This window comes from Cupriavidus agavae (genome assembly GCF_004217045.1).
Classification (GTDB): Bacteria; Pseudomonadota; Gammaproteobacteria; order Burkholderiales; family Burkholderiaceae; genus Cupriavidus; species Cupriavidus agavae.
Window position 1 is genome coordinate 1,055,290 of the sequence record NZ_SGXM01000001.1, and the last position, 13,740, is coordinate 1,069,029.

Below are 13,740 nucleotides of genomic sequence, written 5' to 3' on the forward strand. Positions count from 1 at the left end.
ACCCCCACGGTGTGAGCCGTGGGGGTTTTTGTATCCGCACTGCGCTGCCGCGTCAGGACCCTCACGACGGCTGCAGAAGCCCCATAATACGGAAAACTACGATCTGGGAGAGTGAAGTTGCGTTTCGAGCACCTGGTTGAGATCAATGACCCCAACAACCCGCAGTTGGAGCCGCTGACGGCCGACCAGCTCTGGCAGGGGCTGGTGTTGCGGGCCGAGTCGCCTGAATTGTTCGTGCTGGGGCTGGATCGTGCGGAGATTGTCGATCGGGGCGATGGCTGGCTGGAACGCGTGCTGCATTTCGGGCAGGCCAGTATCCGCGATCATGTGACGCTTGAGGCGCGCAGGATGGTGCGGTATGAAACCGAGCCTACGGCCGAGCATGCCGGCGGCTCGCTCTCGATGATCATCGAGACGCCCACGCCGCTGGCGCTGCTGGTGCGCTTCATCTACGAGACCACCATGCCGAACGTCGACCCGTCGGGCGACGACCGCTATGCCGAGATCGTGAAATCCGCCTATCACGAGGCCGATCTCGATACCGTGCGCAAGATCCGCGAGATTGCCGCCACGGGACGGCTCGGGTGAGCGTCCAGGAGCCGCCGCGCGGCGGCCCCACCCGCGCGGCGTTGCGCGAGCGCCATGGCGAGCGGCTGCGCTGGCTGATCCTGATGACGTTGATGCTTGGCACGATGTCTTCCATCGTGTCGTCGACCATCGTCAACGTCGCCATCCCTGACCTGAGCCGCCATTTCACGCTGGGGCAGGAGCGTGCCCAGTGGGTGGCCGCCAGCTTCATGATTGCCATGACGCTGTCGATGCTGCTGACGCCGTGGCTGCTGAACCGCTACGGGCTGCGCCGCACGTTCATCGGCACGCTGGTGCTGCTGGGGGCGGGCGGCCTGATCGGCGGGTTCTCTCCCACGTTCGGCGTGATGCTGGCCATGCGCGTGGCCGAGGGGATTGCCGCCGGGATCATGCAGCCGCTGCCCAACATCTTCATCCTGCGCTTCTTCGAGGAGCGCGAGCAGGGCAAGGCGTTGTCGCTGTTCGGCTTCGGCGTGGTGCTGGCGCCGGCCATCGGGCCGAGCCTGGGCGGCTTTCTGGTCGAGTTGTTCGGCTGGCGCTCGATCTTCTTCGTGGTGGTGCCGCTGACGGTGGCCGGCTGGTTCATGGCGCGGCGCTACATGGCCGTGGATTCCGCGATGATCGGCGAGCGCAAGCCGCTGGACTGGCGCGGGCTCGCGCTGGTGGGCGTGGCGACGGTCAGCCTGCTCAACGGGGTAGTGGAGTTGCGCGGCAACCTGGTGTCGGGGCTGGCGCTGGCCGGTTTTGGCGTGGCAATGCTGGTGGGCTTCGTGGCCTGGCAGTTGCGCGCGCCCGATCCGCTGATGAACATGCGGCTGTACAGCTATCGCCAGTTCTCGGCGGGGGCCGTGGTGGCGTTCATCTACGGGGCGGGGCTGTTTGGCTCCACCTACCTGCTGCCGGTCTATATGCAGACCGCGCTGGCCTATACGCCGTCGGCGGCGGGGCTGGTGCTGATGCCTGCGGGCATCGCGCTGGCGGTGACGATTGCCGTGGCGGGCCGGTTGACCAACCGCATCCTGCCGCACCGGCAGGTGTCGTTCGGGCTGGCGCTGCTGGCCGGATCGTTCCTGCTGATGGCCACCGGCTCGCTGGCCACGCCTTACGTGCTGCTGGTGCTGTACGCGATCATCGGCCGGATCGGGCTGGGCTGCATCCTGCCGTCGCTGACCATTGGATCGATGCGCGGCGTGGATTTCTCGCTGATCGCGCAGGGGTCGAGCTGCATCAACTTCGTGCGGCAACTCGGCGGCGCCATCGGCGTGAGCCTGGCCGGGGTAGGGCTGCAATGGCGCCTTGGCCATCACGGCGCAGACCTGACCACCGGCGGCGGAGCGGCCGCCGAAGCGGCGCGCATCCATGCGTTCGACGAAACCTTCCTGGCGGTAGGCGTCGTCATTGCCACGGCCATCCTGGCCGCCTGGCGCATCCGGCCACGGCCCGCGCCGGGGGTGGGCAGCGCCAATCCTCCTGCTTAACTCTCCCTGCCAGCCAGCAGATCGGCCACCAGCTCCACGTACTTGAGCTTGGCGTCGTCCTGGCTGGTGCCCTTCAGCGTTTCCCACGCTTCGAACTTGTAGCGGCCGACGAAATCGGTCATGCCCGGCTTGTCGCCGTGCGCATCGCCTTCGGCACCTTGTTTGTACAGCGCGTACAGGCGCAGCAGCGTCATGTTGTTGGGACGCTCGGACAGGGTCTTGACGTCGAGTTGGGCCTGGTCGAAACGGGCTTGCAGATCGCTCATGGGGTCTCCGGTGGAATCGGGATGGGTGAGATGGATGGCCGATGATATCGCCTCGTGCCGGCTGTTTCAGACAGGAAAATCAGAGGGAGGCTTCGGTTTTGTCGTCAGGTGGGCCACCGTGCGGGCGACTGCGTCGAATCCATCCTTGTTCCATTCAGATTTCATTCGCTTAGCGCGACGATCGGCCGGTCGGAAATGGTTCCGACATTGGATCGGCAATGGAGCCAGAAATGGAACAGCCAACTACGTATTGTCCGCCTCAAGAACCGTGCCCTCCTGACGCGCCGGGCGGCCCTCTGGGCTTGTCGTCAGGACGGCACTTCACCATCACGATGCGCGGCTACGGCGACACGCCATTCCTGGTCGTGACGATCGACCTGGACCTGAAACGGATCAAGTTCGAGTCCAGCGCTGTACTGGTGCACAGTAATTTCACGACGACTTATGCTTATGTCAGTTTCAAGAATGCTGAAGGCGTCGAAGTTTATTCGCACGATTTCATTGGCAATCAGCGGGTTTCTCCTTCCATCTACACATTTACTCTTTCTGAATCGGGTGGCGAACAGCTGTATTTTTATCATGCCGAGCACAATTCGCGGTGTGTTGTGAAAAATGAGACAACCGGAGCTGTACTGACGGCATCACGGTTTTCACAGGTTGTTGTAAAGCCTGATGGCATTGATATTTCTGCTGCGTCGAACCGCCTGGGTTCGGTCCCGACATTTGCGGGCAACCGGTTCAGGATCATCGTTCGTAATTTTGATGATTACGCCGATGTAATGTATTTCAATATTGACCTGGTTACTGCGAAAATTACCACCGAGGTCTTTCCGGTGTTCCCCAACGTGGATGAACCTCCCGTCGCTTTCAGTTACCTTTTGATGGATAAGCACGGTCAATACGTAAATGGGGCAAGTCTTCTTTCCAATCGTACGCCCGTGCCCTACGCACATGACTGGTCTTTGGAGGAAGGCTGGACGCTGCAACTTAACGTAATGGCCGTACGGCTATTTATCCTCAATCTCGAAACGAATGTTCTGTCGCGTATCGGCACGATTACGCTGAAGTCCGTACCTCGCGGCCTGTTGCAGGTCTGACCACATTTTTTATTTGCCACGTTGCATATGAACCTGATCGGAAACTGTTCCGACAGTGAAAGTTAATGGAGCAGGAAATGGAACATTCTGCAATGCATCAGCCCGCTAAAGTACCGTGCCCCTGCAATGGCCCGGGCCGGCCGCTTGGCCTGTCAACAGGACGGCGCTTCACCGTAACGATGCGAGGGTATGGAGAGACGCCGTTTCTGGTGGTGACGATCGATCTGAATCTGAAGCGGATCGAGTTCGAAACCAGTGCGGTGTTCGTGCACGACAATTTCCCGGATACCTACGCGTATGTCAGCTTCAAGACGGCAGATGGCATCGAATTGTATTCCTACGATTTCATCGGTACCCAGGAGGTTGCTGTCACCAACTATGTCTTCCCGCTTTCCGAATCGGGCGGCGATGTTCTGTATTTCCATCATGCGGAACACAATACGCGCTGCGTCGTCAAGAATGAGACGACCGGCACGGCACTGACGGCGTCACGGAACACGCAGATTACGGTTGGCACGGAGGGTATCGATGTCGCGCCTTCCATGGGGAGGCTGGGAACCGTACCCACGTTTTCAGGGAATAAATTCCGGCTTTTCGTGAATGAATGCTGGGATATGGACACGTATGTGGATTTCGACATGGATCTGGTGTCTGGCACGATCATTATCCGGACCTTTGCAGTGCTTCCATGTAGTGCCTCGCTCGGGGTCGTCGCGCTGTCCTACCACTTGAGAGACAAGAATGGTCAGCTCGTGGCGCAGGCATCAATCAAGAACCATACAACGTCGCCAGCATCGTCCGTTCAGCATGCCTTCTCCGAAGGTTCGACGCTGGAAGTTACGTTGTCCACAGGATTTCCTTATCTACTCAATATCGACACTGATGCGATCTCACGCCTCAGCACCCACTTTACGCTGAAAGCTGTGCCGCGAGGTTTGCTTCAGGTCTGAGAGCAGAATTCCGACGCCTGAAGTGCGCGCGAACGTAAGCGTCTTCCCCCCTCTCCCGCACGCCGCCCTGGCGGCGTGCGCGTGCTGGTTTATCGGCTCGAATCCATGCCAGGCCATAACGAATCCATGATTTTCCATTTTATTTTTCTTTCGGGAGATCGGATTATGAGTTGGTCGGAAACGGTTCCGGCAGTGAAAGAACATGGAGCGAGAAATGGAACAGACTGCAACGCATCATCCAGCTAAAGTACCGTGCCCCTGCAATGGCCCGGGCCGGCCCCTTGGCCTGTCAACCGGCCGGCGCTTTACCGTGACGATGCGAGGGTTTGGAGAGACGCCGTTTCTGCTGGTGACGATCGATCTGAATCTGAAGCGGATCGAGTTCGAAACCAGTGCGGTGTTCGTGCACGACAATTTCCCGGATACCTACGCGTATGTCAGCTTCAAGACGGCAGATGGCATCGAATTGTATTCCTACGATTTCATCGGTACCCAGGAGGTTGCTGTCACCAACTATGTCTTCCCGCTTTCCGAATCGGGCGGCGATGTTCTGTATTTCCATCATGCGGAACACAATACGCGCTGCGTCGTCAAGAATGAGACGACCGGCACGGCACTGACGGCGTCACGGAACACGCAGATTACGATCGGCACGGACGGTATCGATGTTGCGCCTGCCATGGGGCGGTTGGGCTCGGTGCCCACGTTTTCAGGCAATGAGTTTCGGGTGTTTGTAGAAAATTGTTGGAGGTATGACGATGTCATGCATTTCGATATCAATTTGATCACGGGCACCATCATCGTCCGGACCCTTGCTGGCATGCCGTGTGAACAGAATGCGAATATCATCGCTTATTACTATGAGGTTCGGGACAAGAACGGCCACGAGGTTCTGACCGGTAGTGCCCGGCCAAATACCTCGCAGGTGCCAGGTTCGGTCCAACTTCCCTTTCCAGAGGGCAGCACGCTGTATATGGATGGAACCACCGTGTTCCCCAACCTTCTGAACCTCGACTCGGACGTCGTCTCCCGTCTCAGCCAGAAATTCACGTTGAAGGCGGTTCCGCGCGGCCTGCTTCTGGTCTGACCGCGCGATCCTGTCGCGGAAGTTCCAGGAACCTCGTCGATGTTGCTTTCCCCCCGCAGCGATTACAATCGCTGCCATGTCCTGGATCCTAGCTGTCGAGACCTCCACAGAGTGGTGTTCTGTCGCACTCGGACGCGTTGCCGCTGACGGCGCGTTCGAGTGTTGTTCCCGCCATGAGCACACCGGCGCGCGTTCGTCGTCCCGCGTGCTGCCGGCTGTTGGCGAAGTGCTGGCCGAGGCCGGTATCAGGCTGGCCGACTGTGCCGCCGTGGCGTTCGGTGCCGGGCCCGGTTCGTTTACCGGTTTGCGCACGGCGTGCGGCGTGGCGCAGGGGTTGGCCTTCGGCGCCGAGCTCCCCGTCATTCCCGTCAATGTCCTGATGGCCTGCGCGGAAAGTGCGCGAAACGCCATACCGCTGCCCGCTGATGCCTCAGTGCTGGTGGCGCTCGATGCCCGCATGGACGAAGCGTATTCGGCCTGCTTCCGGTGGCAGGACGAGGAATGGCGCGAGACCGGCGCGACGCGCGTCGGGGCGCCGGACGCGGTGGTGCGGCCCGAAGGCGAATTCTGGCTGGCCGGCAACGGCGCGGTGGTGTTTGGCGAGCGGCTGGCCGTGGCCGCGCAGGCCAGTCGGGTGCTGCCGGACGCCATGCCCGATGCCCGCGCGATGGTTGCCATCGGCCTGCGGGCGCTGGCGCGGGGCGAGACGATCGATGCTGCTGACGCCATGCCCATCTACGTGCGCGACAAGGTCGCGCAGACCATTGCCGAGCGGGAAGCGGTGGCGGCCGAGAAACTGAAGGCGGCTCAGACCGCCCAGGGAGCCACACCATGAGCGCCGCGATGCTGCCCGACCCGGCGGACGGCGCGCTGCAGCCGGCCTGGCCGATCATCCCGGTCATGCCGCAGCTCGCACCCGGCTGGACGCTCGACCACATGACGGCACGCGACCTGCAGGAAGTGGCCCGGATCGAACAGCGCGCTTATTCGCACCCGTGGACGCGCGGCAACTTCGAGAATTCGCTCAAGGCGGGGCATGGCGGGCTGACGCTGCGCGACCCGTCGAACACGCTCGTGGGCTACGCGATGCTGATGCCGGTGGTCGACGAGATGCACCTGTTGAACATTACGGTCGATCCCGACCGCCAGCGCCAGGGGCTGGGCCGGCTGTTGCTGGCCATCGCGCTGGCCACCACGCATCGCGGCAACCTGCATACGATGCTGCTCGAAGTCCGGCCGTCGAATCTCGGGGCGCTGGCGCTCTACCTGGAGGCCGGCTTTGTCGAGATCGGCCGCCGCAAGGGGTATTACCCGGCCACGGCGCTGGGCCGCGAGGATGCGCTGGTGCTGCGCCGCATGTGGCCCAGCGAGACAGGCGGGGTGCCGGCATGAGCCGCCGCGCCCTGTTCCTGGAGGCACTCGGCATTCCCGTGGAGTGGGTGCCGCGCGATGCCGCGCCCGGTGGCGCAGCGGAGGCGATGGCCGGAGCCGAGGCCGGCATGGCGCTGGCCGAGCCGGTGCCCGAGGTCGTTGCCGAGGCCGTGCAGCGCGTTGCCGCGACGGCGCCGCCGGCCGTGGTCGACATGGCGCCGGAGCCGTCCGACCTTGCCGAAACCGTCGAGGCATTCGACGCCCCGGCCGAGGTAGCGCCGCGCCCGGTGCCGCGTCCGTCTGCCGATCCGCAGGTCCAGACCGGGCGCGAGGCGGCCATCGCCGCGATGGACTGGCCCGCGCTGTCCGAGGCCGTGGCCGGCTGCACGGCCTGCGGGCTGTGCAATACCCGCACCCATACCGTATTTGGCGTGGGCGACCAGCGGGCCGAGTGGATGTTCGTTGGCGAGGCGCCGGGCGAGAACGAGGATCTGCAGGGCGAGCCGTTCGTCGGCCAGGCCGGCAAGCTGCTCGACAACATGCTTGGCGCGCTGGGCCTGGCGCGCGACCGCAACGTCTATATCGCCAACGTGCTCAAGTGCCGGCCGCCCGGCAACCGCAATCCCGAGCCGGACGAGGTGGCGCTCTGCGAGCCGCACCTGAAGCGCCAGATCGCACTGATCCAGCCGAAGGTGATCGTGGTGCTGGGCCGCTTTGCCGCTCAGACGCTGCTGCGCTCTGACACGCCGATTGGCAAGCTGCGCGGCACGATCTACGCCTATGAAGGCATCCCGGTCGTGGTGACCTACCATCCGGCCTACCTCTTGCGCACGCTGACCGACAAGGCGCGGGCGTGGGAAGACCTGTGCCTGGCACGCGAGGTACATCATCGTGCGGGAGTTGAAGCCTGATCTCGTGCAACCGGGCACGCCGGGCGGCGCCACGCCGGCCGGTGCCGAGGCACGCCTGCCACTCTGGCGCAGTGCCGCGTCGCAGCGCACGCGCGACCTGGCCTGGTGCACGTTGTCGCCGCCGCTTCTGGCCGCGCTGCCCGATGAATACCGCAGCGAAGTGGCGCGGCTGGCCCAGTGGCCGGCTGGCGAGCGCGCCGCGTGGCAGGCCTGGCTCGCACACGCCGACCCGGACACGCTTCCGGAAACCATTGCCGAACTGAGCGGGCACCCGGACCCGACCGGCAGCCGCAGCCTGCGGCTGGGCCGGCACGCCGAGCGCCTGCTCCATTTCGCGCTCGGGCACGCGCCGGGCATGGCCCTGATGGCGGCCAACGTGCCAATCCGGCGCGCGAACGGGCACGGCATCCAGACACTCGGTGAACTTGACCTGATCTGGCGCGATCCGGCGCTCGGGCAGGTGGTGCACTGGGAGATGGCCGCCAAGTTCTACCTGATGGTCGACGCAATCGATGGCGGGACGGATCGCCGCGCCTTCGTGGGCCCGAACCTCGTGGATCGCCTGGGCGACAAGCTCGATCACATCGTGCGGCGCCAGTTGCCGCTGGGGCGCACGGCCGAGGCCGAGGCGCTGGTCGGCTGCCCGGTGAACCGCAGCGAAATCTACCTGCTGGGCTGGCTGTTCTACCGCGATGGGGTGCTGCCGCCGGGGCTGGCCTCGCTCGGGATCGCGCCCGATCATCTGCACGGCTGGTGGTCCACGCTCGAAGCGTGGCATGCCCGGGCCACGGCGCCGGAGAACCGGGGCTCCCGCTGGTGCCGGCTACCGCGGGTGGACTGGCTGTCCGGCGCCCGCGTGGACGAGGCGGGCACCGAGCAGGCAGGCACGCTGTGCCAGGCGCTGGCCCGGCGCTTCGCCGATCCCGATCAGGTCTGGCGGCGCGAGGCGCCCGTCATGATCTGCGAGCTGACGCCGGCCGAAGGCGAGCCGGGTGTCTGGCTGGAACGCTCCCGTGGCTTCATCGTGCCGCCCGACTGGGAAGGCAGGGCCCGGCTGCGCGCCGGCCGGCCATGAGAAAAGCCGCCCTGATGAACTGAGGCGGCTTTGCTGGGTCTGGCGAACGCGGCGCTCAGTGGTGCTTGTCCTCGCCGATCATCGCCAGCGAGTTGTAGACCTTCACATTGTGCTTGTGCAGGCGCATGACCAGCGCCATCGTCGCGCAGATGAACAGGCCCAGCGCCACGATCACGAAGCCGATCGGCACGTTGAGCTTGATCAGCAGCGCGTACAGGCACAGCATCAGCAGTACCGACACGTTCTCGTTGAAGTTCTGCACGGCAATCGAGTGTCCGGCGGACAGCAGCACGTGCCCGCGGTGCTGGAGCAGCGCGTTCATCGGCACCACGAAATAGCCCGACATGGCCCCGACGATGGCCAGGAACACATAGGCGATGGCCATGTGCAGCGGCATTGCCATGCCGAAGAAGTCGAGCGTGACGGCCGGCATGGTGTCCTTGGTGTAGAACGCCATCAGCATCACCGTGGCCCCCATCGCCACGCCGAACGGCAGCACCGACAGCGAGCGGCGCAGCGGAATCCGCGCGGCGGCGGCAATGGCGCCAACCGCCACGCCCACGGCCACCACGGCCTGGAGCAGGGCGCCTTGCGACAGGTTCAGGCCCAGCGACTTCTCGGCCCACTTCAGCACGATGAACTGCAGCGTGGCGCCCACGCCCCAGAACAGCGTGGTCACGGCCAGCGAGATCTGGCCGAGCTTGTCGCGCCACAGCGCGATGAAGCAGTCTCCGAACTCGGCGATCAGCTTGATCGGGTTCTTTTCCTGCTGGGGGTAGCGGGCGCCGGTATCGGGGATGAAGAAATTGAACAGCGCCGCGATGAAGTAGAACACCATGATCACCACCATCGCCGCCTCGGCGGGGGTGTTGATGCCGGTATCGATGTAGGGCAGGTCCAGCCGCAGCAGGATCGATGACAGGTGCACCGAGATCAGCGCGCCGCCCACCACGGTGCCCAGGATGATCGAGCCCACGGTCAGGCCCTCGATCCAGCCATTGGCCATGACCAGTTTCTCGGGCGGCAGCAGTTCGGTCAGGATGCCGTACTTGGCCGGCGAGTAGGCCGCCGCGCCGAAACCGACGATGCCGTAGGCCAGCAGCGGGTGCAGCCCGAACATCATGATGGCGCAGCCGGCAATCTTGATCGCATTGGTGATCAGCATCACCTTGCCCTTGGGCATGGAGTCGGCGAACGCGCCGACAAATGCCGCAAGCACCACATAGGAGAGCACGAAGAACAGCTTGAGCAGCGGCGTCATCCACTGCGGGGAATGCAACTCGGTCAGAAGGGCAATGGCCGCGATGAGCAGGGCATTGTCGGCCAGCGACGAAAAGAACTGCGCGGCCATGATCGTGTAGAAACCCTTCTTCATACCTTGGACTTTGTCTCCATCGCGGATAGCCGGGTGGGCGGGCAACAGTGCACCGGCGGGCAGGGCCGCGGCTTGCAGGGAACCTGTCGCGCCGCCCTTGTCAAACTGGGTCGGTTGCGTAACCTTCGCACGCCGTCCGGCTGTCCTCACCGTCATTGACATTTGCATCTCTTTGAAAACATGGCCGGAGCGTCCGGCTTTATATCACGAAACAACGACATTTCAGCACATTGCGGGACGCGTATTGGACAGTACATCCACGGATGGTTTCCCCAACGCGAGGTTCCCGATGTGTTCAAATATCGCCTGCGCGACGTGGCCCCGACTGCGCGGCGGCGCATACCGGCCAAGCCCGGCATGCCTGCCACCGCACAGTCCTCGCCAGCGTAACGCCCCAATCCGCCAGGGTGCCGACCGGGTCTTCCCCGATCGGCGGCCGGCAAGCAGCCACATCCATGCCAAGACCCATCCACGCCGTCATCCACCAGCCCGCGCTGGCCAACAACCTTGAAGTGGTACGCCGCCATGCGCCCACGGCCCGTGTCTGGGCCGTGGTCAAGGCCAACGCCTACGGGCATGGCATCCGGCGCGCCTTCGCCGGCCTGAAGGGCGCCGACGGCTTCGGCCTGCTGGACCTCAACGAGGCCGTGCTGCTGCGCGAACTCGGCTGGCAGGGGCCGATCCTGCTCCTGGAGGGATTCTTCCAGCCGCAGGATGTTCCCCTGATCGAGCAGTACCGCCTGACCACCGCCGTGCATTGCGAGGAACAGTTGCGCATGCTGGAACAGGCCCGGCCCAAGGGCCCGCTGGCCATCCAGCTCAAGCTGAACACCGGCATGAACCGGCTCGGCTTCCGGCCGGCGCAGTACCGCGCCGCCTGGGAACGGGCCCGGACGATGTCTTTCGTGGGCAGTATCGATCACATGACGCATTTCTCGGACGCGGACAGCCCGCGCGGGATTGCGCACCAGATCGAGGCGTTCGAGGCGGCCACGGCGAATCTGCCGGGCGAGGCCACGCTGTCGAACTCGGCGGCCGTGCTCTGGCATCCGTCCGCGCATCGCAACTGGGTGCGGCCGGGCGTCATCCTGTACGGCGCCTCGCCAACCGGCCTGTCGGCCGACATCGCCGAGACTGGCCTGCAGCCGGCCATGTCGCTGCACAGCGAGCTGATCGGCGTGCAGGACCTGCAGCCCGGCGATACCGTGGGCTACGGCTCGATGTTCACGGCGGACCGTGCGATGCGGATTGGCGTCGTGGCCTGCGGCTATGCCGACGGCTATCCGCGCCATGCGGCCGGCTGGGGCGAGCACCGCGCGCCGGTGCTGGTCGACGGCGTGCGCACCGAGCTGGTGGGCCGGGTGTCGATGGACATGATCTGCGTGGACCTGACCCCGTGCCCCAAGGCCCGCGTCGGCACGCCGGTCACGCTCTGGGGCCATGGCCTGCCGATCGACGACGTGGCCGCCGCCAGCGGCACCGTGGGCTACGAACTGATGTGCGGCCTGGCGCTGCGGGTGCCGACCACGGTGGCCACGCTGACCACGGCCGACCCTGCCGGCCACGCCTGATCCCGCCGATGGCCAAGACCAAGACTGTATACAGTTGCACCGAGTGCGGCGGCACCACGCCGCGCTGGGCGGGCCAGTGCCCGCAGTGCAATGCCTGGAACACACTTGTCGAGAGCGTGGCCGAGACGGGCTCGTCCACCGCGCGGCGCTTCCAGCCGCTGGCGGCGTCCGCCGTGGTGCGCAAGCTCAACGAGATCGAGGCGGCCGATGTGCCGCGCTTCTCGTCGGGTATCGAGGAATTCGACCGTGTGCTCGGCGGCGGCCTGGTGTCGGGCGGGGTGGTGCTGATTGGCGGCGATCCGGGCATCGGCAAATCCACGCTGCTGCTGCAGACGCTGGCCAACCTGTCGGCCAGCAAGCGTGTGCTGTACGTGAGCGGCGAGGAGTCGGGCGCCCAGATCGCGCTGCGCGCGCAGCGGCTGGGCGTGGAGGCCGCGACGCTGGGCCTGCTGGCCGAGATCCAGCTGGAGAAGATCCAGGCCGCGCTCGACGCCGACAAGCCTGACGTCGCAGTCATCGACTCGATCCAGACGCTGTACTCCGAGGCGCTGACCTCGGCGCCGGGCTCGGTGGCACAGGTGCGCGAATGCGCGGCGCAGCTGACGCGCATCGCCAAGAGTACGGGCATCACCATCATCCTGGTGGGGCACGTGACCAAGGAAGGCAGCCTGGCCGGGCCGCGCGTGCTGGAGCACATCGTCGACACGGTGCTGTACTTCGAGGGCGACACCCATTCGTCGCACCGGCTGATCCGCGCGTTCAAGAACCGCTTTGGCGCGGTCAACGAACTTGGCGTTTTTGCGATGACCGAGCGCGGATTGCGCGGCATCAGCAATCCCTCGGCGCTATTCCTGTCGCAGCATGCGGAGCAGGTGGCCGGCTCCTGCGTGCTGGTGACGCAGGAGGGCACGCGGCCGCTGCTGGTGGAGGTGCAGGCGCTGGTGGATACCGCCAACGTGCCCAATCCGCGCCGGCTGGCGGTGGGGCTGGAACAGAACCGGCTGGCGATGCTGCTGGCCGTGCTGCACCGTCACGCGGGCGTGGCGTGCTTCGACCAGGACGTGTTCCTGAACGCCGTGGGCGGGGTCAAGATCACCGAGCCGGCTGCGGATCTGGCGGTTTTACTATCGATCCATTCGTCGATGCGCAACAAGCCGCTGCCGCGCGGGCTGGTGGTGTTCGGCGAGGTGGGTCTGGCGGGCGAGATCCGGCCGAGCCCGCGCGGGCAGGAACGGCTCAAGGAGGCCGCCAAGCTCGGTTTCACGATGGCGGTGATTCCCAGGGCGAACGCGCCGAAGCAGCCGATCGAGGGGATCGAGGTGATCGCCGTGGACCGGCTCGAACAGGCCATCGACCGGGTGCGGCATTTTGACTGAGCGGGTTTGCGTCCGGGGCAGGCAAGCCGCCAGCAAAATGGGTAATAATGCGCCTCGACGCCACATTCGCCGCTGCTGATTGACGCAAACCTCATGCAAGCCAATTCCCGAGCCTATTTCCTGCTGATCGCCTTCATTTCGTTCGCGCTGTTCGGCGCAGCGCTGTATATGCAGCATGTGCAGGGCTACCAGCCGTGCCCGCTCTGCATCATGCAGCGCTTCGCGTTCGCGGGCATCGGTATCTTCTCGCTGCTGGCCGCCATCGCGCAGAACACGCGCACGCTGTGGCAGGGGCTGGGCATGCTGTCCGGCGTGGCCGGCATAGCGGTGGCGGGCTACCACGTCTCGCTGCTGCTGAATCCCAAGGCCTCGTGCGGCATCGACCCGCTGGAAAACTGGGTCAACGCGCTGCCCACCGCCCGCCTGCTGCCGCAACTGTTCTACTCGGACGGCCTGTGCACCGCACCGCTGCCGCCGCTGCTGGGCCTGTCGATCCCGGCCTGGTCGCTGATCTGGCTGGTGATCCTGACGCTGACGCTGGCGGTAGGACTGATCCGGCGGGAGAAGCATTACCGGTATTGATTTTTTCCCCTCT

Annotated in this window: 14 protein-coding genes; 12 read left to right on the forward strand and 2 right to left on the reverse strand. The window is 64.7% G+C overall.

All coding sequences use genetic code 11. The features are described 5' to 3' along the window. Nucleotides 1-117 precede the first annotated feature (117 nt). Both EV147_RS04785 and EV147_RS04790 read left to right on the forward strand, forming a co-directional pair. On the forward strand, nucleotides 118-588 hold the full coding sequence (locus tag EV147_RS04785) for an SRPBCC family protein (protein WP_130389952.1): 471 nt from the start codon (nucleotides 118-120) through the stop codon (nucleotides 586-588). After that, on the forward strand, nucleotides 585-2,066 hold the full coding sequence (locus EV147_RS04790; RefSeq protein ID WP_130389953.1) for a DHA2 family efflux MFS transporter permease subunit: 1,482 nt from the start codon (nucleotides 585-587) through the stop codon (nucleotides 2,064-2,066). The genes EV147_RS04785 and EV147_RS04790 overlap by 4 nt, the downstream gene beginning before the upstream one ends. Here EV147_RS04790 and EV147_RS04795 read toward each other — a convergent pair. After that, on the reverse strand, nucleotides 2,063-2,332 hold the full coding sequence (locus EV147_RS04795) for an acyl-CoA-binding protein (RefSeq protein WP_130389954.1): 270 nt from the start codon (nucleotides 2,330-2,332) through the stop codon (nucleotides 2,063-2,065). The genes EV147_RS04790 and EV147_RS04795 overlap by 4 nt on opposite strands. 230 nt (nucleotides 2,333-2,562) lie before the next feature. Here EV147_RS04795 and EV147_RS04800 point away from each other — a divergent pair, with 230 nt between their 5' ends. The 7 genes from EV147_RS04800 to EV147_RS04830 all read left to right on the forward strand — a co-directional run bounded on the left by EV147_RS04800 (nucleotide 2,563) and on the right by EV147_RS04830 (nucleotide 8,823). Then, nucleotides 2,563-3,429, forward strand: a complete 867-nt coding sequence (locus EV147_RS04800) for a putative mucin/carbohydrate-binding domain-containing protein (RefSeq protein ID WP_157994661.1) — start codon at nucleotides 2,563-2,565, stop codon at nucleotides 3,427-3,429. Between the two features lie 77 nt (nucleotides 3,430-3,506). Continuing rightward, nucleotides 3,507-4,379, forward strand: a complete 873-nt coding sequence (locus EV147_RS04805; protein WP_157994662.1) for a putative mucin/carbohydrate-binding domain-containing protein — start codon at nucleotides 3,507-3,509, stop codon at nucleotides 4,377-4,379. Between the two features lie 214 nt (nucleotides 4,380-4,593). Next, nucleotides 4,594-5,466, forward strand: coding sequence for a putative mucin/carbohydrate-binding domain-containing protein (locus EV147_RS04810; protein ID WP_157994663.1), 873 nt, complete (start codon nucleotides 4,594-4,596; stop codon nucleotides 5,464-5,466). A gap of 76 nt (nucleotides 5,467-5,542) precedes the next feature. Next, nucleotides 5,543-6,301: a tRNA (adenosine(37)-N6)-threonylcarbamoyltransferase complex dimerization subunit type 1 TsaB gene (gene tsaB / locus EV147_RS04815; RefSeq protein WP_130389958.1), complete on the forward strand. Its 759-nt coding sequence runs from the start codon at nucleotides 5,543-5,545 to the stop codon at nucleotides 6,299-6,301. Continuing rightward, nucleotides 6,298-6,858 carry a ribosomal protein S18-alanine N-acetyltransferase gene (gene rimI, locus EV147_RS04820; RefSeq protein WP_130389959.1) on the forward strand — a complete coding sequence of 187 codons (561 nt, stop codon included), beginning with the start codon at nucleotides 6,298-6,300 and terminating at the stop codon, nucleotides 6,856-6,858. Before tsaB ends, rimI begins: the two co-directional genes overlap by 4 nt. Beyond that, the gene (locus EV147_RS04825; RefSeq protein ID WP_130389960.1) at nucleotides 6,855-7,748 is read left to right on the forward strand and encodes a uracil-DNA glycosylase; all 894 of its coding nucleotides are present in this window, start codon (nucleotides 6,855-6,857) and stop codon (nucleotides 7,746-7,748) included. Before rimI ends, EV147_RS04825 begins: the two co-directional genes overlap by 4 nt. Further along, nucleotides 7,729-8,823, forward strand: a complete 1,095-nt coding sequence (locus tag EV147_RS04830) for a DUF1853 family protein (protein ID WP_130389961.1) — start codon at nucleotides 7,729-7,731, stop codon at nucleotides 8,821-8,823. The genes EV147_RS04825 and EV147_RS04830 overlap by 20 nt, the downstream gene beginning before the upstream one ends. A gap of 55 nt (nucleotides 8,824-8,878) precedes the next feature. On the opposite strand, the gene lplT is transcribed toward EV147_RS04830, so the two are convergent. Continuing rightward, entirely contained in the window at nucleotides 8,879-10,198 is a 1,320-nt protein-coding gene (gene lplT / locus EV147_RS04835) for a lysophospholipid transporter LplT (protein WP_130389962.1), read from the reverse strand. A gap of 455 nt (nucleotides 10,199-10,653) precedes the next feature. On the opposite strand from lplT, the gene alr reads away from it, so the two are divergent. The 3 genes from alr to EV147_RS04850 all read left to right on the forward strand — a co-directional run bounded on the left by alr (nucleotide 10,654) and on the right by EV147_RS04850 (nucleotide 13,727). After that, nucleotides 10,654-11,769: an alanine racemase gene (alr, locus tag EV147_RS04840; protein ID WP_130389963.1), complete on the forward strand. Its 1,116-nt coding sequence runs from the start codon at nucleotides 10,654-10,656 to the stop codon at nucleotides 11,767-11,769. 8 nt (nucleotides 11,770-11,777) lie between these two features. Next, nucleotides 11,778-13,145, forward strand: coding sequence for a DNA repair protein RadA (gene radA, locus EV147_RS04845; protein WP_130389964.1), 1,368 nt, complete (start codon nucleotides 11,778-11,780; stop codon nucleotides 13,143-13,145). Nucleotides 13,146-13,238: 93 nt separating this feature from the next. Then, nucleotides 13,239-13,727, forward strand: a complete 489-nt coding sequence (locus EV147_RS04850) for a disulfide bond formation protein B (RefSeq protein ID WP_130389965.1) — start codon at nucleotides 13,239-13,241, stop codon at nucleotides 13,725-13,727. The last annotated feature ends 13 nt before the right edge of the window (nucleotides 13,728-13,740 follow it).

Bases quoted from the DNA above. Each gene is read 5' to 3' on its own strand.
- EV147_RS04795 (WP_130389954.1), bottom strand. From the start codon at position 2,332: ATGAGCGATCTGCAAGCCCGTTTCGACCAGGCCCAACTCGACGTCAAG.
- EV147_RS04800 (WP_157994661.1), top strand. From the start codon at position 2,563: ATGGAACAGCCAACTACGTATTGTCCGCCTCAAGAACCGTGCCCTCCT.
- EV147_RS04805 (WP_157994662.1), top strand. From the start codon at position 3,507: ATGGAACATTCTGCAATGCATCAGCCCGCTAAAGTACCGTGCCCCTGC.
- EV147_RS04810 (WP_157994663.1), top strand. From the start codon at position 4,594: ATGGAACAGACTGCAACGCATCATCCAGCTAAAGTACCGTGCCCCTGC.
- tsaB (WP_130389958.1), top strand. From the start codon at position 5,543: ATGTCCTGGATCCTAGCTGTCGAGACCTCCACAGAGTGGTGTTCTGTC.
- rimI (WP_130389959.1), top strand. From the start codon at position 6,298: ATGAGCGCCGCGATGCTGCCCGACCCGGCGGACGGCGCGCTGCAGCCG.
- EV147_RS04825 (WP_130389960.1), top strand. From the start codon at position 6,855: ATGAGCCGCCGCGCCCTGTTCCTGGAGGCACTCGGCATTCCCGTGGAG.
- lplT (WP_130389962.1), bottom strand. From the start codon at position 10,198: ATGAAGAAGGGTTTCTACACGATCATGGCCGCGCAGTTCTTTTCGTCG.
- alr (WP_130389963.1), top strand. From the start codon at position 10,654: ATGCCAAGACCCATCCACGCCGTCATCCACCAGCCCGCGCTGGCCAAC.
- radA (WP_130389964.1), top strand. From the start codon at position 11,778: ATGGCCAAGACCAAGACTGTATACAGTTGCACCGAGTGCGGCGGCACC.
- EV147_RS04850 (WP_130389965.1), top strand. From the start codon at position 13,239: ATGCAAGCCAATTCCCGAGCCTATTTCCTGCTGATCGCCTTCATTTCG.